The organism is Methylomonas sp. HW2-6 (assembly GCF_052474525.1).
On record NZ_CP184124.1, the window covers coordinates 565,448 to 592,372 of the forward strand.

Annotated in this window: 26 protein-coding genes; 6 read left to right on the forward strand and 20 right to left on the reverse strand. The window is 57.8% G+C overall.

All coding sequences use genetic code 11. The annotated features are described in order from the left end of the window. Positions 1-71 precede the first annotated feature (71 nt). A complete protein-coding gene (locus ACH518_RS03730; RefSeq protein WP_445371917.1) occupies positions 72-464 on the forward strand; it encodes a thiol-disulfide oxidoreductase DCC family protein in 393 nt (130 codons plus the stop codon). 63 nt (positions 465-527) lie between these two features. On the opposite strand, the gene ACH518_RS03735 is transcribed toward ACH518_RS03730, so the two are convergent. From ACH518_RS03735 to moaB, 10 genes are all read right to left on the reverse strand, one after another. Next, complete coding sequence (locus ACH518_RS03735; protein WP_278210145.1) at positions 528-992, reverse strand: hypothetical protein; 465 nt, start codon at positions 990-992, stop codon at positions 528-530. A gap of 269 nt (positions 993-1,261) precedes the next feature. After that, entirely contained in the window at positions 1,262-1,648 is a 387-nt protein-coding gene (hisI, locus tag ACH518_RS03740) for a phosphoribosyl-AMP cyclohydrolase (protein WP_445371918.1), read from the reverse strand. After that, on the reverse strand, positions 1,645-2,418 hold the full coding sequence (hisF, locus tag ACH518_RS03745) for an imidazole glycerol phosphate synthase subunit HisF (RefSeq protein ID WP_445371919.1): 774 nt from the start codon (positions 2,416-2,418) through the stop codon (positions 1,645-1,647). The genes hisI and hisF overlap by 4 nt, the downstream gene beginning before the upstream one ends. A gap of 13 nt (positions 2,419-2,431) precedes the next feature. Next, complete coding sequence (gene hisA / locus ACH518_RS03750) at positions 2,432-3,175, reverse strand: 1-(5-phosphoribosyl)-5-[(5-phosphoribosylamino)methylideneamino]imidazole-4-carboxamide isomerase (protein WP_140913921.1); 744 nt, start codon at positions 3,173-3,175, stop codon at positions 2,432-2,434. 66 nt (positions 3,176-3,241) lie between these two features. Next, on the reverse strand, positions 3,242-3,883 hold the full coding sequence (gene hisH / locus ACH518_RS03755; protein WP_445371920.1) for an imidazole glycerol phosphate synthase subunit HisH: 642 nt from the start codon (positions 3,881-3,883) through the stop codon (positions 3,242-3,244). Positions 3,884-3,930: 47 nt separating this feature from the next. Continuing rightward, positions 3,931-4,524: an imidazoleglycerol-phosphate dehydratase HisB gene (gene hisB, locus ACH518_RS03760; protein ID WP_140913919.1), complete on the reverse strand. Its 594-nt coding sequence runs from the start codon at positions 4,522-4,524 to the stop codon at positions 3,931-3,933. A 48-nt stretch (positions 4,525-4,572) separates the two neighbouring features. Then, positions 4,573-7,215 (reverse strand): aminopeptidase N, encoded by a 2,643-nt coding sequence (gene pepN, locus ACH518_RS03765; protein ID WP_445371921.1) that lies wholly within the window; start codon positions 7,213-7,215, stop codon positions 4,573-4,575. A gap of 3 nt (positions 7,216-7,218) precedes the next feature. Next, positions 7,219-7,749 carry a phosphate-starvation-inducible PsiE family protein gene (locus ACH518_RS03770; RefSeq protein ID WP_445371922.1) on the reverse strand — a complete coding sequence of 177 codons (531 nt, stop codon included), beginning with the start codon at positions 7,747-7,749 and terminating at the stop codon, positions 7,219-7,221. A 13-nt stretch (positions 7,750-7,762) separates the two neighbouring features. Then, positions 7,763-8,125, reverse strand: coding sequence for a DUF423 domain-containing protein (locus tag ACH518_RS03775; RefSeq protein ID WP_445371923.1), 363 nt, complete (start codon positions 8,123-8,125; stop codon positions 7,763-7,765). Further along, a complete protein-coding gene (moaB, locus tag ACH518_RS03780; RefSeq protein ID WP_445371924.1) occupies positions 8,122-8,643 on the reverse strand; it encodes a molybdenum cofactor biosynthesis protein B in 522 nt (173 codons plus the stop codon). Before moaB ends, ACH518_RS03775 begins: the two co-directional genes overlap by 4 nt. 148 nt (positions 8,644-8,791) lie before the next feature. Between moaB and ACH518_RS03785 the strand changes: the two genes are divergently transcribed. Then, complete coding sequence (locus tag ACH518_RS03785) at positions 8,792-9,865, forward strand: AI-2E family transporter (RefSeq protein ID WP_445371925.1); 1,074 nt, start codon at positions 8,792-8,794, stop codon at positions 9,863-9,865. Positions 9,866-9,943: 78 nt separating this feature from the next. Here ACH518_RS03785 and ACH518_RS03790 read toward each other — a convergent pair whose 3' ends face one another. From ACH518_RS03790 to ubiA, 7 genes are all read right to left on the reverse strand, one after another. Beyond that, the gene (locus tag ACH518_RS03790) at positions 9,944-11,296 is read right to left on the reverse strand and encodes a cytochrome P450 (protein ID WP_445371926.1); all 1,353 of its coding nucleotides are present in this window, start codon (positions 11,294-11,296) and stop codon (positions 9,944-9,946) included. Between the two features lie 117 nt (positions 11,297-11,413). Further along, a complete protein-coding gene (locus ACH518_RS03795; RefSeq protein ID WP_445371927.1) occupies positions 11,414-12,385 on the reverse strand; it encodes a hypothetical protein in 972 nt (323 codons plus the stop codon). Between the two features lie 20 nt (positions 12,386-12,405). Next, complete coding sequence (locus ACH518_RS03800; protein ID WP_445371928.1) at positions 12,406-13,578, reverse strand: methyl-accepting chemotaxis protein; 1,173 nt, start codon at positions 13,576-13,578, stop codon at positions 12,406-12,408. Positions 13,579-13,761: 183 nt separating this feature from the next. Further along, on the reverse strand, positions 13,762-16,875 hold the full coding sequence (locus ACH518_RS03805; RefSeq protein ID WP_445371929.1) for an efflux RND transporter permease subunit: 3,114 nt from the start codon (positions 16,873-16,875) through the stop codon (positions 13,762-13,764). Further along, positions 16,872-17,981 carry an efflux RND transporter periplasmic adaptor subunit gene (locus ACH518_RS03810; RefSeq protein WP_445371930.1) on the reverse strand — a complete coding sequence of 370 codons (1,110 nt, stop codon included), beginning with the start codon at positions 17,979-17,981 and terminating at the stop codon, positions 16,872-16,874. The genes ACH518_RS03805 and ACH518_RS03810 overlap by 4 nt, the downstream gene beginning before the upstream one ends. A 28-nt stretch (positions 17,982-18,009) precedes the next feature. Continuing rightward, a complete protein-coding gene (locus tag ACH518_RS03815; protein ID WP_445371931.1) occupies positions 18,010-18,690 on the reverse strand; it encodes a CerR family C-terminal domain-containing protein in 681 nt (226 codons plus the stop codon). A gap of 280 nt (positions 18,691-18,970) precedes the next feature. After that, on the reverse strand, positions 18,971-19,831 hold the full coding sequence (gene ubiA / locus ACH518_RS03820; RefSeq protein WP_445371932.1) for a 4-hydroxybenzoate octaprenyltransferase: 861 nt from the start codon (positions 19,829-19,831) through the stop codon (positions 18,971-18,973). Between the two features lie 245 nt (positions 19,832-20,076). On the opposite strand from ubiA, the gene glyQ reads away from it, so the two are divergent. The 4 genes from glyQ to ACH518_RS03840 are packed head-to-tail and all read left to right on the forward strand — an operon-like array spanning position 20,077 to position 24,332. Beyond that, entirely contained in the window at positions 20,077-20,991 is a 915-nt protein-coding gene (gene glyQ, locus ACH518_RS03825; protein ID WP_445371933.1) for a glycine--tRNA ligase subunit alpha, read from the forward strand. 2 nt (positions 20,992-20,993) lie between these two features. Continuing rightward, positions 20,994-23,063 carry a glycine--tRNA ligase subunit beta gene (glyS, locus tag ACH518_RS03830; protein WP_445371934.1) on the forward strand — a complete coding sequence of 690 codons (2,070 nt, stop codon included), beginning with the start codon at positions 20,994-20,996 and terminating at the stop codon, positions 23,061-23,063. Next, complete coding sequence (gene gmhB / locus ACH518_RS03835; RefSeq protein ID WP_445371935.1) at positions 23,060-23,608, forward strand: D-glycero-beta-D-manno-heptose 1,7-bisphosphate 7-phosphatase; 549 nt, start codon at positions 23,060-23,062, stop codon at positions 23,606-23,608. Before glyS ends, gmhB begins: the two co-directional genes overlap by 4 nt. Then, positions 23,568-24,332 carry a lysophospholipid acyltransferase family protein gene (locus ACH518_RS03840; RefSeq protein ID WP_140913905.1) on the forward strand — a complete coding sequence of 255 codons (765 nt, stop codon included), beginning with the start codon at positions 23,568-23,570 and terminating at the stop codon, positions 24,330-24,332. Before gmhB ends, ACH518_RS03840 begins: the two co-directional genes overlap by 41 nt. Before the next feature lie 59 nt (positions 24,333-24,391). Here ACH518_RS03840 and ACH518_RS03845 read toward each other — a convergent pair whose 3' ends face one another. The 3 genes from ACH518_RS03845 to ACH518_RS03855 all read right to left on the reverse strand — a co-directional run bounded on the left by ACH518_RS03845 (position 24,392) and on the right by ACH518_RS03855 (position 26,840). Further along, on the reverse strand, positions 24,392-24,514 hold the full coding sequence (locus ACH518_RS03845; protein WP_260839399.1) for a hypothetical protein: 123 nt from the start codon (positions 24,512-24,514) through the stop codon (positions 24,392-24,394). A gap of 180 nt (positions 24,515-24,694) precedes the next feature. Then, positions 24,695-24,832: a hypothetical protein gene (locus tag ACH518_RS03850; protein WP_445371936.1), complete on the reverse strand. Its 138-nt coding sequence runs from the start codon at positions 24,830-24,832 to the stop codon at positions 24,695-24,697. Positions 24,833-24,932: 100 nt separating this feature from the next. Beyond that, positions 24,933-26,840: a DCC1-like thiol-disulfide oxidoreductase family protein gene (locus ACH518_RS03855; protein WP_445371937.1), complete on the reverse strand. Its 1,908-nt coding sequence runs from the start codon at positions 26,838-26,840 to the stop codon at positions 24,933-24,935. Between the last annotated feature and the right edge of the window lie 85 nt (positions 26,841-26,925).

Genomic DNA, 26,925 nt, shown 5'->3' on the forward strand with positions numbered 1-26,925 from the left:
TCCGGTAGCCTATCGGGGATAGATCGTGGTCGATAACAGCCCCCGGTCCTTTGACGCACACAGGTAACGCGATGAACACCAACGCCGAATTCACTCTACTCTACGACGGCCACTGTCCGATTTGCCGGCGAGAAGTGGCTTGGCTACAGTCCAGAAACGCCGCCGGCCGCGTCGCGTTTCAGGATATCCACGCAAACAACTTCGTACCGGAATATTTGGGTTGTACCGAGGCCGAGTTGATGGCGGAAATTCACGGCGTGCGGGCCGATGGCTCGCTGGTGAAAGGCATCGATGCCTTCCACGCGACCTATAGCTTGCTGGGTCTGGCTTGGTTGGCTGCGCCGTTGCGTTGGCCTTTGACCCGGCCGCTGTTTGCCAAACTGTATGCGTATTTCGCCCGCTACCGTTTGCCGCTGGGGGCGTGGCTGGCGGGCAAGGCTTGTAAGGCCGATTGCCGGATTTGAGCCTGCGTCCGAGACGGCAGCAGTATCGTCAGCACGGCTCGCTTGCACCGGCGGCGCCTGCAATCATTCGTCGTAAAACTCGTTTCTAGCTCGCCGGCTGACTTGGTAGACGTTGCGGGTATCGAATACGTTGGTGTGGATTGGCGTTTCGTTGTCATGCTTGACGTTGCAGCGGCGATCGCCCTTGCGTTTTTCCAACATTTCGACCGTGACGATCTGTTGCCCGGCGCGGCGGTCGTTTTTTCCGGATCGAATGAAATACTCGCGCACTTCGACGATTTTGTTTTTGAAACGCTTGCCGTGCAATTTCTTGATCGCCTGGCGCCCGGCTTTATCGTCGTCGATAAAGACTCGGCCGTGAAACGACAGCACATTGGTTCTCAGGTTTTTCAGACAAAAAATATCGGTCTTCAAAATTCGGCCTACTTTGAACGGCAACCAAAAACAAAACCGCAAAGCCGGTGCAACGAAATCGGCCAATTCGTCTTCCTGGGAAGCAGAAGGAATATTTTTTACGATCAGTATCATAAGCCAATACCGCGATTCTGAGCGCCCGACCGGTGCGTGCCGGCGTTGAGCGTAACGACTGTAGGGATAGTCCGTTTTATAGCGTCAATCCGCTGGATTACTTTAACCTTAGCTGGGACTTGCGGCCACAGCAAATAATTCCCTGCCAGCCGAAGGCCGACAGCCGCAACGCAAAGCCGGGAAGGGAGGCATCGATAACGACACCAGAACTGGAGGGTTCGCTACAGGCCGCCAATCGTGCCTGCCGCTGTGTCTAAGGCAATAGCCGTTTATTTGTATATCGCTTGCGGATCTTTCAACACGGCTTCGCTGACTTGCCAATCGCCGTCTTTGAAACTGCGGAAGAAACAGCTCTCCCGGCCGGTATGGCAGGCGATGCCGCCTTCCTGTTCCACCTTCAATAAAATCACGTCGCCGTCGCAATCCAACTGCAGATCGACGATTCTTTGGCGATGACCCGATTCTTCGCCTTTGCGCCACAAACGCTGGCGGGAGCGCGACCAATACACGGCGTAGCCTTCGGCGACGGTGAGGGCCAGCGATTCCCGATTCATCCAGGCAAACATCAACACTCGGCCGCTGCTGTGGTCCTGGGCAATGGCCGGCACCAATCCGTCCTCGGTCCATTCGATTTGTTCCAGCCAAGTAGTCGTCATAACCGCACCTCGATACCGCGCGACTGCATGTGGCGTTTGGCCTGTTCTATCGTATATTCGGCGAAATGGAAAATACTGGCGGCCAACACCGCATCGGCCTTGCCTTCGATGATGCCGTCGGCCAAATGGTCCAGGTTGCCGACGCCGCCGGAGGCGATCACCGGAATACTGACCGCTTCGCTGATGGCGCGGGTCAAGGTCAGATCGAAGCCGGACTTGGTGCCGTCGCGGTCCATACTGGTCAACAGAATTTCGCCGGCACCGTAATCCTTCATCCGCACCGCCCATGCCACGGCATCGATGCCGGTGGGTTTGCGGCCGCCGTGGGTAAAAATTTCCCAGCGCTCCGCCTCGCCGTCCTGGCTGACTTTCTTGGCGTCGATCGCGACGACGATGCACTGCGAACCGAACTTGTCGGCGGCCTCCTTGACGAACTCAGGCCGGAACACCGCGGCACTGTTGATACCGACCTTATCGGCGCCGGCATTCAGCATACGGCGAATATCGTCCGAGCTACGGATACCGCCGCCCACGGTCAGCGGGATGAACACCTCGCTGGCAACCTGTTCGACCACATGGACCATCGTATCCCGGTTGTCGTGGGTGGCGGTGATATCGAGAAAGGTAAGTTCGTCGGCGCCCTCGCGGTCGTAGCGGCGGGCGATTTCGACCGGATCGCCGGCATCGCGGATATCGACGAATTTGACGCCTTTGACAACGCGGCCGTTATCGACGTCCAGGCAGGGAATGATGCGTTTGGCTAGGCTCATGGCGGGTTGCCGTTCAATCCTCGCCGCCGAAGGAAGCGGCCAGTTTGGCGCCTTCGGCGAAATCCAAGGTGCCTTCGTAGATTGCGCGGCCGGTAATCGCGCCCATGATGCCTTCTTGGGCCACGGCACCCAAAGCGCGGATATCGTCCAGATTGGTGATGCCGCCGGAGGCGATGACCGGGATGTGTACCGAACTGGCCAGCTTGGCGGTGGCTTCGACATTAACGCCCTGCATCATGCCGTCGCGGGAGATATCGGTGTAGATAATCGCCGCAACACCATTGGATTCGAATTTTTGCGCCATATCGATCACGTCGTGGCGAGACAGTTTGGACCAGCCGTCGATCGCCACCTTGCCGTCGCGGGCGTCCAGACCGATGATGATGTGGCCGGGAAATTCGATCGCTGCGTCGCGGACAAAATGCGGCTCGCTGACGGCTTTGGTGCCGATGATCACGTATTGTACGCCGGCTTCCAGGTAGGCTTGGATGGTGTCCTCGTCGCGGATGCCGCCGCCGATTTGAATCGGCACTTCCGGGTAAGCCTCGACGATGGCGTGAATAATGTCGGCGTTTTTCGGCTTGCCGGCAAAGGCGCCGTCCAAATCGACCAAGTGCAAACGCTTCGCGCCCGCTTCAACCCAGCGCCCCGCAACCGCCACCGGATCGTCGGAGAACACGGTGTCGTCTTCCATACGGCCCTGACGCAAGCGGACACATTTTCCTTCCTTCAAGTCAATTGCGGGTATCAGCAACATATCTAAATCTCGACAGTTAAATCACTATTTCAAAGGGTTAGTAAAGCCAACGCAGAAGGTTGGCGGTTACGCCGTCCCGTCCCAGGCCAGGAAGTTTTGCAACAATTGCAATCCGACCGTCTGGCTTTTTTCAGGATGAAATTGGACGGCAAACAGATTGCCATTGGCCAAGGCACAGGTGAAGGTTTGCGGATAATCTGCGGTTGCAGCAGTATGGCGCGCGTCGTCCGGCACCGCATAATAGCTGTGCACGAAATAGAAACGACTGCGGTCCGGGATATTTTTCCATAACGGATGCGGCTTCTGTTCGACTTGATTCCAGCCCATGTGCGGAATTTTCAGGACCTCGCCGTCACCGTCACGCAGATCGTCGGCGAAGCGCCGGACATGACCGGGTAATAGGCCGAGACAGGCGACACCGCCGTTTTCCTCGCTGTCGGTCAGCAGGGCTTGCATGCCCAGGCAAATTCCCAACATCGGTTTCGCGGCAGCCACCTCTTTAATGACCTCGGCCAAACCGCTGTCGTGCAGCGCATTGATGCAATCGCGAATTGCGCCGACGCCGGGAAACACCACCCGGTCCGCTCCGCGAATAATTTCCGGATCGGAGCTGACCAGTACTTGGCTTCGGCTATAGACATGTTGAAGCGCTTTGGCGATGGAATGCAGATTACCCATTCCGTAATCGATGACGGCAACTGACGGCATAACAGTTAGATATTTAAGGTCAAAAGTTCGAAGCGGCTGTGAAGAGTTTACAGAGTGCCTTTGGTGGACGGCATGATTCCGGCCATGCGCGGATCGGGGCTGATCGCCATCCGCACTGCCCGGCCGAATGCCTTGAAAACGGTTTCGGCAATGTGGTGGGCGTTGCCGCCTTTCAGATTGTCGATATGCAAAGTCACGCCGGCGTGGTTGACGAAACCCTGAAAAAATTCTTTGAACAAATCCACGTCGAAATTGCCGATCAGCGCGCGCTTGAATTCGACATCGTAAAACAATCCCGGCCGGCCGGAAAAATCCACCACCACCCGCGACAAGGATTCGTCGAGCGGACAATAGGCGTGGCCGTAGCGGTAAATGCCTTTTTTATCGCCAAGCGCTTTGGCAACCGCCTGGCCCAAGGTGATGCCGATGTCTTCGACACTGTGGTGGGCATCAATGTGTAGATCGCCGTGAGACACGATTTCCATGTCGATCAAGCCGTGCCGGGCCACTTGGTCCAGCATGTGGTCCAAAAACGGCAGGCCGGTAGTGAACGCGGCTGAGCCGCTGCCGTCGAGATTAACCGAAATCTTGATCTGGGTTTCGAGGGTGTTGCGTTCAACCTGGGCGGTGCGTGGGTTCATGCTAATGCGGGTAACTGGGTCCGAAGCTAGTTTACGTGATTGTGACGGCTACGCCAAACTCTTGCTGGCAATCTCGTAGACATCTTTCGACAAATGTTCGGTAGCGACAATACGCTGTAATTCCTGTTTCATCAAGCTTTGCCGGTTGGCGTCGTAGCGCCGCCATTGCGCCAGACCGCTGACCATGCGCGAGGCGATTTGCGGATTCAACGCATTCAATTCGATCACGCGGTCGGCCAAAAACCGGTAGCCTTCGCCATTCGCAGCATGGAAATGCAACGGATTCGACTGGCTAAAGGCGCCGACCAAGGCCCGAACCCGGTTCGGCGTTTTCATATCGAAAGCCGGGTGCCGCATCAGATTCTGCACGGTGGCAAAGGTATTCGGCATGCTGCTGGTCGCCTGCAGCGCGAACCACTTGTCGATGACCAGCGCCTCCTGCTGCCATTGCCGGTAAAAACTGTCGAGGCAATCGGCTTTGTCCGGGTTGTAGCTGTTTACGATCGCCGACAATGCCGAGATTTGGTCGGTCATATTGCGGGCGCCGCGGAATTGCTGCTCGGCCAGACGGTGACTGTCCGGCGTTTCCAATTTACTCAGGTAGCTCAGGCAGGTGTTTTTCAGGCGGCGCCGGCCCACGGCGCCGGCATCGAAGCAACCGGATTCGTCGCGGTGGTGTTGGCGGTAAAGCGCCAGAAATTGATCCGCCAGACTGGTTGCCAGGGTTTTCTTGACGAACTCGCGGGCCTGGTGCACGGCGTCGACGTCAATAATTGCCATTTGGCCGGACAGATAACTCTCTTCCGGTAAAGCCAACAGCAAAGCCTGATAGGACAAATCGCCGCCGGCATCAGCCAGCACCTTGCGGTACGCTTCGATCACGATCGAATCCAGCTGCAGCGGCCGACACAATTCGATGCTGTCGATCAAATCGAAAATGGCTTGCGTCGCCAATTGCTGGCCGGCTTCCCAACGGTTGAAGGTGTCGCTATCGTGGCTGAGCAAAAAGGCCAGTTCGTCCAAACCGCGCGGCATTTTCAACGTCACCGGCGCGGAAAACCCGCGCAGCAACGAAACCACCGGCTTGCCGGCCAGATTGCCGAAGCTGAAGCTTTGTTCGGCTTCGGTCAGATTCAATGTGACCTCGGTGTGCCGCTCGCCGCCGAACTCGAATGCGGCCGGCGTCCCGTCTGGATTCAATAGCCCCAGTTTTACCGGAATATGTAACGGTTGTTTGACCGGCTGATTCGGCGTCGGCGGACAGCTTTGGCGCAGCGTCAGTTGCAAGCGGCCGCCGGCTGTATCGTAGTCCTGCTCGACTGCCAGCAACGGAGTGCCGGCCTGCGAATACCAGCGGCGGAATTGGCCGAATTCGACGCCGTTGGCGTCTTCCAGCGCCTTGACGAAATCCTCGCAGGTCACAGCCTGGCCGTCGTGGCGTTGGAAATATAAATCGCAGCCTTTGCGAAAACCTTCCGCACCGAGCAAGGTGTGCAGCATCCGCACCACTTCCGCGCCTTTTTCGTAGACGGTCAGCGTATAAAAGTTGTTGATTTCGATATAGGCTTCGGGACGCACCGGATGCGCCAAAGGGCCGGCGTCTTCGGCAAACTGGCGAGTCCGCAAGGCGTTGACGTCTTCGATCCGCTTCACGGCCGGCGAAGTCATGTCGCCGCTGAATTGCTGGTCGCGGAATACGGTAAAGCCTTCTTTCAGGCTCAACTGGAACCAATCGCGGCAGGTGACCCGGTTGCCGGACCAGTTATGAAAATATTCATGGCCGATCACGCCTTCAATGTGTTCGTAATCGCTGTCGGTAGCAGTATCCGGCCGGGCCAGCACGAACTTGGTGTTAAACACGTTCAGCCCCTTGTTTTCCATCGCGCCCATGTTGAAATGGTCGACGGCGACGATCATATACAAATCCAGATCGTATTCCAGGCCGTAGGTTTCCTCGTCCCAGCGCATCGCGTTCTTCAGCGATTGCATCGCGTGGGCGCATTTGTCGACGTTGTGTTGCTCGACGAAAATCTCCAGCGCAATCCGCCGGCCACTCATCGTCACGAACTCGTCGGCGACACATTCCAACTGGCCGGCGACCAACGCGAACAGGTAGCACGGCTTGGCGAACGGGTCTTCCCAACTGACCCAATGCCGATTGTTCTCCAACTCGCCGCCGCCGGTTTTGTTGCCGTTGGACAGTAATACCGGGTATTTGGCCTTGTCGGCGACCAGCGTGGTTTTGAAACGGCTCATCACGTCCGGCCGGTCCAGAAACCAAGTGATTTTACGAAAGCCCTGCGCCTCGCACTGGGTGCAGAGCATGCTGCTGGACAGAAACAACCCTTCCAGAGCGGTGTTGGCTTGCGGATTGATCAGATTTTCGATCAGGATGTCAAACGGCCTGTCCTGCGGCGCCTCGTGGAGAATCAACGCTTCGTCACCGACCAGATATTCGCTGGCGTTCAACGGCCGGCCGTCGACGGCGATGCTGAGCAATTGCAACTCCTCGCCCCACAGCTTTAGCGCGACACTGTCGGCCAAGCTCTGCGGATTGCGCCTGACGCTCATTTTGGCGCGCACCTTAGTGCGCTGGTCGTCCAAATCGAAATCCAATTCGACTTGGTCGATCAGATATTCCGGCGGCGTGTAGTCTTTCAGGTAGACAGTTTGCGGGCTGGCATCGCGCATGGCTTATCGCTCTTCAGTTTTGACGGGTTGCGGTTTATAGGAAATCAGCCAATAGGTCAGGCCCAGAGACACCGTTACAGCGGCAATCCCGACGGTATAAGCCGGGTCCAGGTCCTTGAAATCCAACATGATCACTTTTCGGGCCACGGCCATCAAGGCTGTGGCAATCACCATTTTAATCGGTAGCGTGTCGTGCTTGATGTACAAAGTGATGTTGATAAAAATCTCGATCGCGATCAGCACGGCCATGAACGAACCGAAAATCAACAATATGTCCGAGACCGTCAACATCATAAACGGTTCCGCGACCAAGCGTTGGTAGATCACATACACCACGTCGGCCACGCCCCACAAAATCACCAGCACCATCAGCACCGCCAGCACCCGAACCGCAAAATGGATCACGGCATGCAGTACTTTTAGCAGACCGTCTTCGACGACCGGCGCCAACTTGACTTCGGGTTCGTCGCGCGTGGTGCGGCTGGTTCCGGGCCGCGACGGCGAAGACGGGCGAACGGGCGGTTTGGATTCCATCGGTGACTCCTGCTTATTCTCGAAGCGCGACGTAGGCCAGCAGGCCCCATGCCGCCAAAAACGCCAGGCCGCCCAGCGGCGTAACCATACCCAGCCATTTGATATCGAATATCGCCAGCAAGTATAGACTGCCCGAAAACAGCAGGATGCCGAGCGCGAACAGCCTTCCCGCCCAACGCAGCGCCGCCCGCTCGGGTAATAAGGCTGCCAGTGCCAACGCCAGGCTATGCCACATCTGGTAATTTACCGCGGTTTTGTAGATATCCAATTGGTAATCGCTCAGCAGATGTTTCAAACCGTGGGCGCCGAAGGCACCCAGCGCCACTCCGCTAAAGCCGCCCACAGCAGCCAAGAATAAAAAAGTCCGGCGCATCATTTCTCCAGCAAACGAGGCATCAGTTGCACCAGATTACAAGGTCGGGTGCGGTAATCCAGTTGGTCTTTGATCAACGCCTCCCAGGCGGTGCGGCAAGCACCGGAAGAACCCGGCACGCAGAATATATATGTGGCATTGGCGACGCCGGCCAGCGCCCGCGACTGCATCGTCGAACTCTTGATGTCCTGGTAGGACAACATCCGAAACACCTCGCCGAAGCCGTCCAGCACCTTGTCCAGCAACGGCAACACCGCTTCCGGAGTACCGTCGCGCCCGGTTACGCCGGTTCCGCCGGTGGTGATGATTGCATTGACGTTGGGATCGGCGATCCATTGGCTGACGGCGGCGCGAATTTGATAAATATCGTCGCGCACGATTTTTTTATCCGCCAGGGAATGCCCGGCAGCTAGCAGGCCATCGACTAGCACGCGACCGGAAGTATCGTCCGCTTCGCTGCGGGTGTCGGATACGGTCAATACCGCGATATTGATCGGAATGAATTCACGGGGTTCGCTCACGGCAAGGGTCTCCAAAATGTCGCTGCCGCATTCTAGTGAATGCTTCGCCGGCCAAGCAAGCGCTGATTAAGCCGCAACCGGCAATACCGGCCGGCGCGATAATGCCGTAAACTCGGGACCAGTATTGTTAAACCGGTGCAGGCCGCCAATGAGCATGCAAAACACGCGTTACGAAAAAGCCGCCAGTCTGGCCGCACTGGGCCTGCTGTTGTTTGCCTGTTACCAGGTGCTGCAGCCGTTTGTGTTCGATTTGCTGTGGGCCGCCATCTTATGTTTCGTCACCTGGCCGCTCTATTCCCGCTTGCGGGAATGGCATTTTAGCGCCAATCGCGCCGCGGCCACCATGGTGCTGCCGATCGGTATCCTGCTGTTGACGCCGTTCGTTACCGCCGGATTCAGCTTTACCGAAGACATCAACCGCTTGTTGCAATGGCTCAACCAAAGCGTGCACACCTGGCCGGCAGCCCCGGAATGGCTGGAACGCCTGCCGTGGCTCGGCGACAGGGCCAAATCGGCTTGGCAAAATATAGGCGAAGACACCAGCCGGCTGGTGAATCTGGCCCGTCCCTACGCCCTCGGTGCCGGCACCTGGATTTTGCAGCAAGGCATCAAGCTCGGCGGCCAGTTGATGCATATGGGCCTGAGTATTCTGGTGTTGTTTTTTTTCTATCGCGACGGTGAACGGGTCGCCGAACACGTGGTGATTGCGGTTCGGCGCCTGGCCGGCGAACGCAGCCAACGCATTCTGCACATTGTCCGCTCCAGCTTGCGTGCCGTGGTATACGGCATTATCGGCACCGCGCTGGTTCAAGCCTTGGCGTCGATGCTCGGCTTCGTGCTTGCCGAAGTACCCTACGCCTTCGTGCTGGGCGTCGTCGCTTTCTTTTTGATGCTGCTTCCGGCCGCCGGCACCGTGGTCTGGCTGCCGGTTGCGTTATGGCTGCTGGTGGAAGGCGAAACCGGCCGGGCGATTTTTATCGCCCTGTGGTTCCTGTTGTTCGTCGGCACGATAGACAATTGGTTGCGGCCGGTCCTGATCAGCCGCGAAGTCGAATTGCCGTTCGTCCTGATCGTATTCGGCATCTTCGGCGGCCTGCTGGCCTTCGGCTTCATTGGCGTATTCATCGGCCCAACCCTGCTGGCGACCAGTTACGCCCTGGTGCTGGATTGGCTGATCAGCAAGGAGCGCGAGCAAAGTGGAGATGATGGCAGCTCAAGCTGATCGGTATCTCCGCGGCGGGGTTGGAATCCAACCGAGCGCAAGACTCTCCGCAACCTGATTCCGGCCTTTTGCCTGGGCTTATGCGAGCCGGTGCAAGCTCGCCGGCAACCCGCCTTTCGGCCGCAGGCTCACCATTAATTCGATCTCCGCCTCGCCCGGATCGAGTAATTCGATATCGTAATGGCGCACGATCAGACTCAGCAGCAACTGGCTCTCCAGCAAGGCGAAATGATTGCCGATACAAATCCGTTCGCCGGCGCCGAACGGCATAAAAGCAAAGCGGTGGCTACGGTTGCCGAGAAAGCGCTCCGGCTCGAAGCGCTCGGGATCGTCCCAGAATTGCGGATGGTGGTGCAGGTTGAAAATATTGAACAACGCCAAGCTCCCGGCGGCGAGCCGGTAACCTTCGAATTCGACATCTTGTGCGACCTTACGCATGATGATGCCGACCGGCGGCCGCAGCCGCAGCGATTCGTGCAGGACCGCCTTGCAGTATTCCAGGTTTTGCAGGTCGGCAAACTGCCAATCTTCCTCGGCCGGCAAAGCCTGCAACTCCCGCCGCAAACGGCCGAGCGCTTCCGGATGCCTGGCCAACAAGTACAAGGTCCAACTCAGTAAATTCGAGGTGGTCTCGTGGCCGGCGCTGAAAATGGTCAACACTTCGTCGCGTAGTTGGCGGTCGCTCATGCCGGCCCCGCTATCCTCGTCGCGCGCCTGCAACAACATGCCCAGCAAATCCTGGCCGGCGGGCGCCGGATGGGTGCGGCGCTGTTCGATGATGCCGTAAACCACGCCGTCCAACGTCGCCATGGCCCGGTTGAAGGCGCGGTTACGCGGCGTCGGCACCGATGGCGGCAAGGATAAAGGATTCAGCAGCGACGCGGCGGCGTGGCGCAATGCCGTGTCCAGCGCCGGAGCGATAGCCTCGATCCGATCCAGCACGCTGGTGCCGAACATGGTTTGGGTGATGACTTCCAGCGTCAGTCGCATCATTTCGTCGCACAGATTGACCTGGACCCCATCGCCCAAGCCTTGCCAGCGCAGCAGCATTTCGCGGCCAGCGGCGACGATTTGCGACTGCAATGCGCTCAGGTTGCCGCGCTGAAACACCGGCTGCATCAAACGCCGCTGATTGCGCCACAATTCGCCGCGACTGGTGACCAAGCCCTGGCCGAGCACCAACTCCAGGCCTTTGGGCTTTTGCGGGTCGTACATTTTGACGAACTTGCCGGCCTGACGGACCAAGGCCTGTTCCGCCATCTGCGGATGGCTGAACATATAGAATTGCCGGGTTAGTACTCGAAAACCGACCGCATCGCCGTAGTCGCGCCACCAGGCGGATAAGGTCAGAAACGGATCGGCGGCGAGCGGTCGCAAATTGCCGATCAGAAAATCGGCTTTGGCTTGTGGTATGGATTTGGCGTTGGGCATCGAAATTCGCGAACGGGTCCGGTAGCCGCCGTTGCCGTGGGGCAGGTCGGGCGGCAAACCGCGCCACTGTAACGGCTTACCCCGCCGTTACACAAGCGGTTCCGGCCGGACGCCGGCTTACTGCGCCAATGGCACGATGCCGGCGGTGGCGATAGCCAAGCCCAGTAGCAGCGCCGCCAGCGATTGGCGGCCCAGCCGGGTGGCGCCGGCCAGCAGCGTTTGCAACTCCCGGTTGGCGACCGCTTCGGCCCGGTCGTACAGGTCGAATACGCCGTTCAGTGTCTGCGTGGCGTTGGCGAAAAAGCCGGCCGGGTCGATTTCGGGGCGTTCGGTCGCCAGCAATTGCTGCTCGATATCGCCGACCAAACTGCCGATGCGCTGCTGCACCTCGCCGAAGCTGCGCCGAAATTCGGCACCGGCCATCGCCGACGGCGTTCGGGCAATACCGGACTCGAGGCGCTCTGCGGCATTGCGGATGCGGGTCAGCAAGTAGCCCAGTTTGATGCGTTCGGTGCTGAGACTGCGGCCGGCGGCGGCAATGCCGGTACCGATCGCCCGGGTTTGGCCGATCGCTTCGGCAGTGTCCGGCAACAAATGCCAAACAATCTCGACGAATCCGAACGGGCAGGCGCTATCGCAGTGCAATTGGCTGCGTTCGGCGATGTCGCGTATCAAATCCAGTACGGCCGAGATCAATTGGCAGTGATTGTCGAAGCTTTGCTCGCGGGTGCCGTGCAGTACGGTCGGGCTCAATGCGCGCCAGCGGGATTGAATCGACTCGAATCCGGCACGATGGGCCGGCAAGGCCTGCAAGCTGGCGGCGATTTGTTCGGCTTCGCGGTCGATTTCGGCCTGCAATGCCGAAATTTTATATTTGAAACTGGCATCGCCGTTCAGATAGCCGCTGACCATACCGCGGTGCTGTTGTATTTTGCCGAGTAATTGCTTTAGTTGGCGGTTGATGGCGATGCTGGTTTGTTGGCCGGCCAAGTGAGCGAGTCGGCTTCGGTTGCGGCAATGCCAGATCGCGGCAAACACCGAGCCGGCCGAGCCGGCGGCCGCGCATAACAAGATTAAGGTATTGGCCATCGGAATATCTGCGGTGCGGGTTAATGGGCTGCGACTTGCGCCAGTTTCGACAGGTGGCGGGCGATCGCCGCCGATTCCTGGGCGGCTTTGCTGTTTTCTTCGACATGCTGGGCGATGCTTTCCACGTTGCGACCGATCTCCAGACTGACTTGGCTTTGCTGTTCGGTGCTGGTGGCGATCATCGACACGTTGTCCAAGGCGCTGTCGGCATATTCCTTGATCCCGGCCAGCACGCGCTCTACGCTGTAAGCCTTGTCTATACCCTGCTCGGTGCGTTGCTGCGTGGCGTCGATCGAACGCACGGCGCGATCGATTTGCTCGCGCACCGCTTGGGTGGTGCCGGTGATCTCCTCGGCCGACAGCCTGACCCGTTGCGCCAGCGTCCGCACTTCGTCGGCCACAACGGCAAAACCGCGGCCGTATTCGCCGGCCCGCGCCGCTTCGATCGCCGCGTTCAGCGCCAGTAGATTGGTCTGTTCGGAAATGGCCTTGATCATCTCCGAGATTTGCGAGACCTGCTGGGAATGCTGTTCCAGGTTGCGCATCAAACCGGCCAGCTCCTCTATTTCCAGGAACAGTTGCTTGATATCGGCAATAAAACTATCGATCGAATGCTGGCCTTGCAGCGACAGTTGCTGCGTGGTCGAGGAAATCTTTTCGGTTTCCCGGCATTGGCCGGCCACGCCCAGGATGCTGGCCGACATTTGCTCGATGGCCGCCGCCATCATCGTCGTGCTTTTCCGCTGCAGGTCGAGTTGGTCGGCAACCTGGCCTGAGCCTTGGTGCAACTGGTCGGCGGCATAGGTCACTTCCTGGATCGACGCCTGCACCTTGTTCATCCGCCGGCCCAGTTCGCGTACCGTATCGTTAAAGCCAACGCCCAGTTCAGCCAACTCGTCGCGGCCGACGACCTGCAAGCGCACGTCGAAATCGCCGTTCGCAAGTTGGCGCTGTGCAGCAAGCAGACTTTGCAGCCGGTTACGCAATCCGGCGTAGAGGGCGTACAGCGCGATCATCCAGGGCAATTGGCCGGCAGTCGCCGCCAGCCACAGCTCCGGCGACAGGCCGGGGTAGCCGTTGGCGACCACGGCTGCACTAAGCATTGCCGGCAGTGCGATCAGGCCGGACAGGATCAGGAATTGATGGTGAAGCCGATAGTTGCCGAGAACGGCGGAAAGCAACGAAGCGGGCATGGGGTACTCGTCGAAAGTGGAGACTGGCTTTCTGTGCAGCAAATTTCTCGCCAGCCTTATCGACTCGCAAATACCGCTGGTCAGCGTCCGGCACCGCACCGGTTTGGACCGTTTGCCCGCCGTGCTGACCCGCTATGCACCATTTGGAGTCGCGGAACCGAAACGGCCGGCCCCGCTGGACGGTCAATCCGGAACCGGCGCCTGGGCCCCGGCGGTTTTGCCGCCGAAACAACGCCGCCACAGTAGCAGCGCGCATTGCTTACCGTCGTCCAGATAAGTAAACGCCACCGGAATCACCAACAAACTGAGCAAGGTCGAGGTGATCAGGCCGCCAATCACCGCGATCGCCATCGGGCTGCGGAACGAAGCATCGGCGTCGCCGGTACCGAGTGCGATCGGCAGCATCCCGGCGCCCATCGCGATGGTGGTCATCACAATCGGCCGGGCCCGTTTGCGGCAGGCATCCAGCAGCGCGTCGGCGCGACTCATGCCATGATCGCGGCGGGCGACGATGGCATATTCGACCAGCAGAATCGAGTTTTTGGTGGCGATGCCCATCAGCATCACCAAACCGATCAAGGACGGCATCGAGAAGGCCTTGCCGGTCAACAGCAAAGCGACGAAACCGCCGCCGAACGATAATGGCAGCGCGGCCAGGATAGTGATCGGCTGGATGAAATCCTTGAACAGCAGGATCAGCACCACCAGGATGCAGAGCAAGCCGGTCAGCATCGCCAAACCGAAACTGGAAAACAGCTCTTCCATCATCTCGGCGTCGCCGATGCTGATGCGTTTGACTCCGGCCGGCAGATTGCGGATGCTGGGCAGATTGGCGACCGCGGCGGTGACTTCGCCGAGCGGCTGGCCGGACAGTTCGATCTCGAAATTGACGTTGCGCGAACGGTCGTAACGGTCGATCACCGCCGGGCCGCTGGACAGTTCCAATTTCGCCACCTGGCCGACCAAGACCGTGCCGCTACCGCTTTTTGCCGACGGCACCGCCAGCCGTTCCAGCACCGCCAGATCGCGGCGGCCTTCGGCAGCCAGCTTCACCACCATCGGCACCTGGCGCTGGGCCAGATTCAGCTTGGACAGCGACCAGTCGTAATCGCCGACCGTGGCGATGCGCAACGTTTCGGCCAATGCGGCAGTAGTGACGCCCAAGTCGGCGGCGCGGGCGAAATCCGGCCTTACGGCAATTTCCGGCCGGACCAGCGCAGCGCTGGAGGCAATGCTACCCAGGCCCGGAATCGTCCGCAGATCGCGCTCGACGGCGCGGGCTGCGCTATACAAGGCTTGCGGATCGTCGCCGCTTAACACCAGCACGTATTTCTCGCCGGACGCCCCCAAACCGACTTTGGTACGCACCCCGGGTAATTTTTCCAAGGCTTGCCGAATCTGTTGTTCGATAACCTGTTTTCGGACCGGTCGGTCGCGGCGGCTGGCCAAGGTAATGGTCAACGTGGCTTTGCGCACTTCGCCGGCGCCCTGGTCGCCGGCCATCGGATCGCTACCGGCCGAGCCGGCGCCTATCGTGGTATAGACCGTCTTCACGTATTGAATGTCGGCCACCAGAAGCCGGGCGGCTTCCGCCAAGGCTTGGGTCTGGTTCAAGCTGGCACCCGGCGGCAATTCGACGAACACCTGGGTTTGCGGATTATCGTCGGCTGGAATGAAACCGGTCGGCAATAAGGGAATCAGCATCAGCGAGCCGACGAAAAACGCCGCAGCACCGCTGATCGTCAGCAGGCGGTGCCGCAGGCACCAGGCGGCGGCACGCATGTACCAGCGCATCAACGGTCCTTCGGCTATTTCCTGGTGGCCGGTGCCTTTCAACAGATAGGCGGACATCATCGGCGTCAACATCCGCGCCACCACCAGCGAGGCCATCACCGCCAACGCCGCGGTCCAACCGAATTGTTTGAAAAAACGGCCGGCAACGCCGCTCATGAACGCGGTCGGCAAAAACACCGCGACCAGGGCAAAGGTGGTGGCGACCACGGCCAGACCGATTTCGTCGGCGGCTTCCATTGCTGCCTGGTACGGCGTCTTGCCCATCCGCAGATGGCGGACGATGTTTTCCACTTCGACGATGGCGTCGTCGACCAGGATGCCTATCACCAGGGACAAGGCCAGCAAGGTGATCACGTTCAACGAAAACCCGAACAGGTCCATACCGATGAAGGCAGGCACCACCGACAAGGGCAAGGCTACCGCCGAGATGAAGGTAGCGCGCCAGTCGCGCAGAAACAGCCAGACCACCAGCACCGCCAGCAAACTGCCTTCGTAGAGCATGGCCATTGAGCCTTCAAATTCTTCCGCAACCGGATCGACGAAATTGAAGGCCTCGCTGAATTCGACGTCCGGATTCGCGGCCAACAATTCGTCCAAAGCCTTCTTCACACCGGCGCCGACCTCGACTTCGCCGGCACCGCGGCTGCGGGTGACCTCGAAACCGACCACCGGCTTGCCGTCCAGAAACGCCGCAGCCCGGCGTTCGGCCACCGAGTCTTCGACCGTGGCGACCTGATCCAGACGGATATGACGACCGTCCGGCAGCGCCAATTGCAGCGGCCGCATCTCATCCACCGAGAGCACGTTGGCCAAGGTGCGCACCGGCTGCTCGCCGCTGCCCAGATCGGTGCGGCCGCCGGCGCTTTCGCGCTGCATTTCGCGCAACTGGCGGGAAATGTCGGCCGCAGTCGCACCCAAAGCCTGCAATTTGACCGGATCGAGCGCAATCGTCACTTCCCGGCTGACGCCGCCGACCCGCGTCACGGCGCCAACGCCGTTTACAGCCAGTAAGCGCTTGGCGACGGTGTCTTCGACGAACCAGGACAAGGCTTCGTCGTCGCGCTGGTCGGAGCGCACGGTAAACGCCAGAATCGGCGAGCCGGCCAGATCGAGTTTATTGACGATAGGATCGCGCAGATCGCTGGGCAAATCGGTGCGCACCTTGGTCACGGCGGAACGCACATCCTCCACCGCCTCCTGCACCGGCTTTTCCAGGCGAAATTGGGCGGTGATGGTCGCACTGCCGTCCTGGACTTTGGTCATGATGTGCTTCAAACCCTGCAAGGTGGCAATGGCGTTTTCGATTTTGCGCGCCACCTCGGTTTCCAGTTGCGCCGGCGAGGCTCCGGGCAGCTTTGCCGTGACCGTAACCGTGGGTAAATCCAGATCCGGAAAGTTCTGGATTTTCATGGTTTTGAAGCTGTGCACGCCGCCGAACGACAGCAGCACGAACAGCATCAGCGCCGGGATCGGGTTGCGGATGCACCAAGCCGATACGTTCATGGCGCCACCACTCTGACGCTGTCGCCGTCGGCCAGGAAGGATGCGCCTCTGGCCACCAGGCGATCGCCGGGGTTCAGGCCTGCCAGCACTTCCAGTTTATCTCCGGCGCGGCGGCCCAATTGGACTTTGACCTGCTCGACCTTGGCCCGCTCGCCGCTCTGCTCGGTCAGGCGGAACACGTAACTGAAACCTTCGCGCAACGATAGCGCGTCTTGCGGTACGGTCAAGCCGGCACTGGAGCCGAGATGAAATTCGCCGCGACCGAACATGCCGGCCCGCAATCCGCTTTGCGCCGCGTTAGGCAGATCGACGTACACTAGGCCGTTACGGCTTTGTTCGTTCAGGGTCGGCGCCAGGAAACGCACACTTCCTCGGATGCTGCCGACATTCGGCACTTCGACCGTCACCGCGACGCCGGGCCGCAGTTGCGTCATTTCGGCAGCAGTGACTTCACCCCGCCATTCCAACCGGTTCTGCCGGATCAGTTTGAATAACTCCTGGCCCTTGGCCGCGACGGCGCCCAATGTCGCGCTACGCGACGAGATTACGCCATCGTCGCTGGCCAGAACCTTGGTGTACTTCAAGCGCAGTAATTGCACCTCCAGTTGCGCCTTGGCCGATTGCAGTTTGGCTTCGGCAGTCTTGGCGCCGGTCAAGTATTGGTCGACCTGTTGCGCGCTCAACGCACCTTTCTCCAGCACTTTGCGCGCGCGTTCGGCATTGGCCCGCGCTTCCGCCAGATTGGCTTCGGCTTCGGCAACGATGCCGCGGCTTTGCGCAATGTCGGCCAACACGCTTTCGTCGGCAAAGGTTGCCAACACCTGGCCTTTCTTCACGGTTTGCCCGACTTGCACGTTAACGGCGTTGAGCCGCAAGTCGCCGATTTCGGCACCGATCACCGCTTCCTGCCAAGCCGCGATCGAACCGTTGGCGGTCAGGGCAATCGGCATGTCCACCATTTGCGGCTGCACCGTGGTGACGCTAAGCGCCGGGTTGGCGGCCGGCAATGCGGCGGGCGCAGGTTCCTTAGCGCTGCCAACCGCCAGACCGAGCCCGATCATCGACAGCAAGGCAACGACCAATGCAATGATTTTTCCGTGGGTCATGGTTTTCCTCCAGTGAAATAGATCTGATTTAATGCGAATACCGGGCCTGGGCTGCAACGGGAAGCCGACGCCGTGCCGCCTCGCCGGCAACCATAGCCGTCGCGTAGCCGGCCAAACGTTCCGCCAGGATGTCGACTGCGTCGGGCGTATTCAACAACGGCGGCGAAACCGCGGCGATGACGTCTTGCCCGACGTAAAAATGCACGGCCATGCCGGTGATCGAGAACGCCAGCCGATGCAAATCGTCGTCGATTTCAGCCAGGCCAAAATGGGCTTGCAACAACGCCACCAAGCCATCGTGCTGCGGCTTGATCTCCGCATCGATCTCTTGCTGCCAAGCCCCGGTCGGCTCGATCATCTCCCGGAAATGCAACTTCATCACCAGCCCGAGCTCTTCGCCTTTTTTCAGGGGCTCCAGAAATTCGCTGAAGAAGCGGTAAAACACTTCGGGCAACGGCAAATCGGCATATTCGGCTATGTTCGCACCGCACAGGGATTCGCCCATCGGCTCGGTGAACGCGGCGCGGTACAAGCCGGCTTTGTCGCCGAAGTAATAGCGGATCGCGGAAATGTTGACGCCTGCCGCCTCGCAGATCTCGCGGGTGGAGGCGCCTTCGTAACCTTTTTCGGCAAACAGGCGCAGTGCAGCGCTAACCAGTCTGCTGCGGGAATCATGAGTATCGGTGTCGCAGGGGGTGGTTTTAGTCATGCCGCCGAATATCCAAGCAAGAAATCAATCGATTGATTTAGAAAATATCAATCAATCGATTGATTGTCAACGCGAGCCCACCATATGCCTTGAAACCAGCGAACATCCCGCGTCCAAATAGCCGCGCTACGGGTTCTACCTCGCCAAGTCCGCGGCCAAAAGCCGCGGCTTGCCAAAATTCAGTTGCGGTAATAAAGGCATCACCGCCGCCCGGCAAACGCATCCGCTTGGGAGGACCGCCGGTAACGCAAAAAATCCGGCGTCAACCCAGTCTGTCCGGTTACAGGTATGCCAGTACCAGCCCGGCAAATACGGCCAGACCAAACCAGTTGTTGTTCAAAAACGCTTTGAAACAATTGGGTTTGTCGAAATGGAAGATCAGCGTTTGCTGGTAAACCGCAAAACCGGTCGCGGCCAATAAACCGGCGTAATAGGGCCAGGCCAATTGCTGTCGCGTGCCGATCCAGACTAACAAGCCCAGTATGACGACTTGCAGACCGCCGGTGATTTCCCGCACCCGGCTGCCGAACAAAATCGCCGTGGATTTAACGCCGATTTTCAAGTCGTCGTCGATATCAACCATCGCATACATCGTGTCGTACACCAGCGCCCACAGCAAAACCGCCAGATATAAAACCCAGCCCACCAACGGGATGCTGTTGGTTTGGGCGGCAAACGCCATCGGTACCGCAAAACCGAATGCCGCGCCCAGATAGGCTTGCGGCAAATGGGTATAGCGTTTCATGAACGGATAGCTGGCCGCCAGAAAAGCGCCGACGAAGGACAGCGCTATCGTGTACCAGTTCATCAATAACACCAGGCCGAACGCGGTCAGGCACAGGACTGCAAATACCAGCAAGGCTTCCTTGGGCGTGACGCGGCCGGCGGCGATCGGCCGTTGCTTGCAGCGGTCGACATGCGGGTCGAAATCGCGGTCGGCATAATCGTTGATGACGCAGCCGGCCGCGCGCATCAGCACTACACCGGCAACGAATACCGTCAACACCAAGGAATCCGGCCTGCCGTTGCCGGCAATCCATAACGCCCATAAGGTGGGCCACAGCAAAATGAAAATGCCTATGGGTTTGTCGAAGCGGGCGAGAAGCCAGTATTGGCGAAGGCGCTCGGTAATTTTATTCATCGCTGGGCAAGGGTTGGGAAGTTACAAGGGCGATTGCGGGCCATGGCCGGGCATTCTAATCCAAAACCGGCGGTTTTAACCGAGTTGTCGACTAGTCTAACCGCAGCCGAATTCACGCCGGATTTTGCGGCGGCCAGCCCGTCGCCAGCAAGCTTTGCCGGGTAGCGACGCCCCGGCGCCCTTCCGCCCTGCGTACCGATTTCGGATATAATCGGGGCATTTTTACCAAACGAGTGGCTCTCAACGTGTCGACTAGCAAAAACGATGTCTCAACTTTTCAGGGCCTGATTCTGACTCTGCAGGAATACTGGTCGAATCAGGGGTGTGTGTTGTTGCAGCCTTTGGACCAGGAAGTGGGCGCCGGCACCTTCCATCCGGCGACGTTTTTGCGCGCGATCGGCCCGGAGCCTTGGAATTCGGCATACGTGCAGCCTTCGCGCCGGCCGACCGACGGCCGCTACGGCGAAAACCCGAACCGCTTGCAGCATTACTACCAATTCCAGGTGATCATGAAGCCGTCACCGGACAATATCCAGGAGCTTTACCTGGGATCGTTGCGCCATTTGGGGCTGGATCTGCTGGAACACGACATCCGCTTCGTCGAGGACAACTGGGAATCGCCAACCCTGGGCGCCTGGGGCTTGGGTTGGGAAGTGTGGCTGAACGGTATGGAAGTGACGCAATTTACCTATTTCCAACAAGTCGGCGGTTTGGAATGCCGGCCGGTAACCGGCGAGATTACTTATGGTCTGGAACGGATCGCGATGTATCTGCAAGGCGTCGAGTCCGTATTCGATCTGGTCTGGACTCAGGGCCCGCAAGGCATAGTCACTTACGGCGACGTATTTCACCAGAACGAGGTGGAAATGTCGGAGTTCAACTTCGACCTGGCCAACGTCGATTTCCTGTTCAACTGCTTCGACACCTACGAACGCGAATGCCTGATGTTGTTGGAAAAAAATCTGCCGCTGCCGGCCTATGAAATGGTGTTGAAAGCCTCGCACTCGTTTAACCTGCTCGACGCCCGCCACGCCATTTCCGTGACCGAGCGCCAACGCTATATCCTCAGGGTCCGCAATATGGCCAAATCGGTCGCCGAAGCTTATTACAACCGCCGGGAAGCGCTGGGCTTTCCGATTCTGGCCAGACAAGGAGCGTAATCATGACTGCGACCAATCATTTTCTATTCGAATTGGGCTGCGAGGAATTACCGCCGAAGTCTCTGAAACGCCTGAGCCAAGCCTTGCTGGACAACATCCTGGCCGGTCTGCAGGATGCCGGGTTGAGTTACGACTTGGCCCGCGCCTATGCCACTCCGCGTCGGTTATCAGTCTTGATCGACGATCTGCAAACCTTTCAGGCCGATAAGGTGGTCGAGAAACGCGGCCCGGCCCTGCAAGCGGCTTACGGGCCGGACGGCGCGGCCAGCAAGGCGGCCTTGGGCTTCGCGGCCAGTTGCGGCGCCAGTTTCGAGCAATTGGAAAAACTGGAGACCGACAAAGGCTCCTGGCTGATCTTCAAGCAGGCCGTAAAAGGTCAGGCCACCGCCGAATTATTACCGGACATCATCCGCAAGGCCTTGGCCAATCTGCCGATCGCCAAGCGCATGCGCTGGGGCAGTTTCGACGCCGAATTCGCCCGACCGGTACATTGGGCGGTGCTATTGTTCGGCAGCGAAATCATCGTTACCGACATCCTCGGCCGCACTACCGGCCGGATCACGCGCGGCCACCGCTTTCACGCGCCGCAGGATTTGAGCATTCACGATCCGCACGAGTATCTGGAGGTTTTAAGACTGCAGGGCAAGGTGCTGGCCGATTTCGAGGAACGGATGGCGGTGATTCGCGATGCGGCGAACCAAGCGGCGGAAAAAGTCGGCGGCGTCGCCCATATCGAGGCGGACCTGCTGGAAGAGGTTGCTGCGCTGAACGAATGGCCGGTGCCGGTGGTGGGCAATTTCGATTCCCGTTTTCTGGAATTGCCGCAGGAAGTATTGATCACGACGATGCAGGCCAACCAGAAATACTTCCCGGTGAAGAATGCGCAAGGCGGTTTGCTGCCGCATTTCATTACCTTCGCCAATATCGAAAGCTCGCGGCCGGATTCGATTCGGGCCGGCAACGAGCGGGTGGTATTGCCGCGTCTGGTCGATGCCGAATTTTTCTGGAAGCAGGATAGAAAGCAGTCGCTGGCGGAACGGGTGGAAAGCCTGAAAACCATCGTATTCCAGAAAGACCTGGGCACCTTGTTCGACAAAACCGAACGTGTCGCCAATCTGGCCGGCCTGATTGCTGAACAACTCGGCGCCGACACGGGCTTGGCCAAGCGCGCAGCCCTACTGGCGAAAACCGATCTGATAACTAATATGGTCGGCGAGTTCGCCAATCTGCAAGGCACGATGGGGCGCTATTATGCCGCGGCCGACGGCGAAGATTTGGCGGTGGCCCACGCGCTGGAAGAACAATATTTCCCGAAACAATCCGGTGGCGAAATTCCGCAGGCGCCGATCAGCATTGCGCTGGCGTTGGCGGAAAAAATCGACACGCTGGCCGGTATTTTCAGCGTTGGCCTGATTCCGACCGGCGATAAGGATCCGTATGCCTTACGCCGTGCCGCGATAGGTATCTTGCGGATACTGGTCGAAAACGGTTTGGCCTTGGACGTTGCGGAATTGCTGGATGCGGCGCTGGCGCAATTCAGCCACGCTTTCGACAAGGCCGAAATCCGGCAGAAACTGGTCGGCTTTATTTTCGACCGCCTGAAAGGCTATTGCCTGGACCAGGGCTTTTCCAGCGACGAATTCGAGGCAGTATTGGCGGTTAATCCGACCCGGCCGTTCGATTTTTGGCAGCGCATCCGCGCCGTACAAAATTTCCGCGCCCTGCCTGAAGCGGAAAGTTTGGCGGCAGCCAACAAACGGATCAGCAATATCCTGAAAAAGTCCGAGCAAGCGCCGGCCGAGCAGATCGGGACATTAGTCGAAGCGGCGGAGAAAAACCTGCTTATCGCCGCCGAACAGTCGGAGGCCGATATCGGGCCGTTATTGGCGGAACAAAATTATGCGCTGGCGCTAAGCCGCCTGGCGCAGCTGCGCGACAGCGTCGACGCTTTTTTCGATAACGTGATGGTCAATACCGACGATCCGGCACTGCGTAACAGCCGCTTGGCGCTGCTGGCCAAATTGTCCAACCAATTCTTGCGAATCGCCGACATTTCCAAGCTGCAAGCGTGAGCGGGCGTTACGTGATACTGGATCGGGACGGCACCATCAACGTCGATTCCGACGAGTTCATCAAATCCGCCGCTGAATGGCTGCCCTTACCGGGTAGCCTGGAAGCCATAGCCATGCTGAACCGCCATGGCTTTCGCGTAGCGGTGATCAGCAACCAGTCCGGCATTGCCCGAGGCTTGTTCGATTTGACAACGCTGGACGCAATCCACGCCAAAATGTTGCAACTGACCCGTGCTGCCGGCGGCGAAATCGAGGCAATCTATTACTGCCCGCACGGCCCCGGCGACATATGCGATTGCCGCAAACCCAAAGCCGGCTTGTTTCGCCGATTGGCGCAAGACAAGCAAATCGATTTAAGCGCTACTTTTGCCGTCGGCGATGCGTTGCGCGACATACAGGCCGCCCAAGCGGCCGGCGCCAAACCGGTGTTGGTCAAGACCGGTAAAGGCATGCAAACCCTTAACGACAACCCACAACTAGACGTTCCCGTTTTCGACAATCTTTATGACGCAGCGACATACATCGTCTCCGAAAGCCGACTTTAGAGTTTATCTGGGCTCTACCCTGCTATTCATTTACATCGTGATCTCGACGCTGATCGTCGGGGTGGCGATCCTGGGCGGGTTTTTCCTGCCGTTTCATTTGCGCTACAAATTCGCCGACATCTGGATAGACTGCCTGCTTCATATGTTAAAGCTGTGCTGCGGCCTGAGCTACGAGGTGGAGGGCCTGGAGCACATCCCGCAAGACCGGGCGGCGATCGTGCTGAGCAAACACCAATCGGCCTGGGAGACGGTGGCGCTGAGACAGTTTATTCGGCCGCAAACCGCTGTTTTAAAGAAATCCCTGCTACAGATTCCGTTCGGCGGCTGGGCTTTGGCGACATTGAAGCCAATCGCCATCGACCGGCAAAATCAGAAAGAAGCGCTGAAAATGTTGATCGATCAAGGTATCGAACGCTTACAGGAGGGCTTGTTCGTCGTGGTGTTTCCGGAAGGTACCAGGGTCGCGCCAGGCGCGCACAAAAAATTTAATGCCGGCGGCGCTATGCTGGCTCAGAAATCCGGCTTCCCGGTGATCCCTTTGGCGCACAACGCCGGCGAATTTTGGCCGCGCAACAGCTTTTTGAAGTATCCCGGCGTAATTAAGGTAAAAATCGGCCCGCCAATAACTACGGTCGATAAGAAATCGAAAGATATCAATGCTGAAGCCGAAGCCTGGATTTCTCAGGCCATGGCAGAAATCGAAGCGGAAAAAACCAAGGTTTAGTAACCGTTTGACACAAAAAAGGCCCGGATTCAACGGGCCTTTTTGTTAAGCAGGTTTGTTTACAGCTGTACTGATGAAGTAGCGCTGGAAACTTTTTGTTTTGACGCATCTGGATCGTCCATGCATCCGCTCAAGCCGGCAATCATCAGTGTCATAGCCAATAAAGACAGTACTTTTTTCATAATTCCTCCAAAAAATTTTAATTTTTACGTGCTCGTCAATCGAACACGGCAGGTTTTATAACACGGCTAAAAACAGATACGCAAATTCAGGGTTATTATAAAAATGTCAAGCCCTTAAACGAATAAGGCCCGCAAATGCGGGCCTTACATCAGGAGTCTGAAATCCTGTAACGGCTACGATTATTTTACACCGCCGCCTTGTTGGTTTGAAGAGCCGTAACCTTTTGGTTTTGGGTTGCCTTGGTCTGGATCGTCCATGCAACCGGCCAAGCTCACCATAACCATAACCATAGCCAAAACAGAAAATACTTTTTTCATAACATCCTCCAGATTTAATGGGTTTTTATAATTTTGAGTGTACTTAAACGAAGCACGCAAAATTTATAGCATGACCAATCTGCGCATGCAACACCCTTTTTCATATTGCGTCGATGTCCATAGGCAGGCTGATTTTGATTTCCCTACCGACCCAGTGCGCCGAGCCTATCGTTTGCCAGCTACCGGATAAATTATTGTTTCTTAAATCTTTCTCCCAGGTAAACGGCGCCCTGATTTTCTTCATTTTGATGATGAACTGGGTGTTATCCAGGTCCAAACCGCCTTTGATACCCCAGAAAGCAGTGATTTTCATGATGAATTTTTTCAGCCGCAATTCGTCGATATTCGGCGTAACGGCGATATTGGCCCACATCGAATGCACCCGCCCCCAGTTGGGAGCCAACAGCCGGCCCTGCTGGTCGACGAACGGTAACCAGTGCTCGGTACCATCCGCGTCGAGATAGGTAATCGCCAAAATATGGTCGTAGCCTTCGAAATGGTCGTGCAGATACAAAGCATGCGGCGTGATGCCGAGAAAGGTATGCGACATCATCAACAGTGCATTGCTCATATTGTTCAGCATGCTGGTCACCGGCGTTTGCCGGGTGTCGACGTGCAAGCGGTAAAGCAAACCGTAATGTATGCTGCTGTTGAGTTGAAACAAGAGCAATACCAACAACACTTTACTGATCTTGTGGACGCAACTTCTGGCCGAGATCGCATGCTCAGCCTCGAAAATTCGATGGTAAAGACTATTTTCGGCTACGTCGGCAACCGGCGGCGCGCAACTGCTGTCGCAGACTAGACGTTGTCGATTGTCGGCTATCGCCCGATAGCGCTTACAAATCCATCCGTAGAGCAACGGCAAGCGCATTGTCCAGCCTGCCAGCGCCGGGTAGCCCATCGCCACCAGAATTTGCGAATAAGTGTCGACACCTGCATAGACCCGGCCTAGACCGTCGACCGCGTAAAGATCCTTCATCAGTTGTTCCTGCCCCAAATGCGACAAGGCCGGATATTCGGCAGCATGGATTTGTGCGGGCTTGAAATCGATACGGCGCAATATGTCGAAATGGCTCAAGGTCAACACCGTGCGATTGCACAGCGGACATTGCTGGTCGTAAAACACGGTCAAAACCGCCTGTTTGGCGCAAAGCCGCGCTCCGATAAAACGGTACCATCCAAACGGCATCATGAGTGCATAGAAAATCAACATGCCCATACCGAACGGATAGATATTCAACGAGAGGGCGATGCCCAAATGCAGCGACAATCCCAGCAGAAAGTACAACCACCTGAAATTCCGGCGGAAGTACAAAAACAAGAAACTGAACTGGAAAACGATGATGGTGTAACCGATGGTCTGTTGCAGGATCTCGATGTTCAGCAGCCAGGACATATCGAGCGCGGATATGTAGTACGGCATGGAAGACGGTAGCCAGGCACCAAGGCCGTTGCGCCAATGCTCGGCGAACATTTTGTGAATCGCCGAATCGAAATATAAAAAGCCGAGGCAGACGATGACCGGTAAATGGTATGTCAAGGCCGAGACGGTTTCCGGTCCGTAGGCGGAATACTGAACGAACGGATTACGCAATTTGCGGCGTAATCCGTCGATGGCGAATGCCCGGTCCAGCGGCATGAAGATCAAACAGAAATTGGCACCGGTCATGAACAAATCGAAGCCGCCGTCAAAATCGCGTTGCATCGGGGTGAAATTGACGAAAACCAGCCAGAACAGATAGTTAGCAATACTGCTAACTTGGCAACGGTAACCCGCGGCCAGACATATGGCCACTACTGCCCACAGCCAGAGAAAGAACGGAATCATCGGAAATTCGACATCCAGGAACGGAATCGGATCGAAAATCAGATGGTTGAAATACAGCAGAAACAACACTTCCTGCAACGTTACCAAACCAAACAGCAGCCGAAACAAGCCGATGCCGGTTGCCGGAACCCTTTCCGAATAAAGCCTATTGATTTTTAGAACTAACGATTTGTACATGATGGATCGGCAGGCCAAAAGACTACCGATTATAAGGGATTTTGCCGAAAAGCCGGCTCAGAGGGCGAAAAAAAAGCGGCTACGG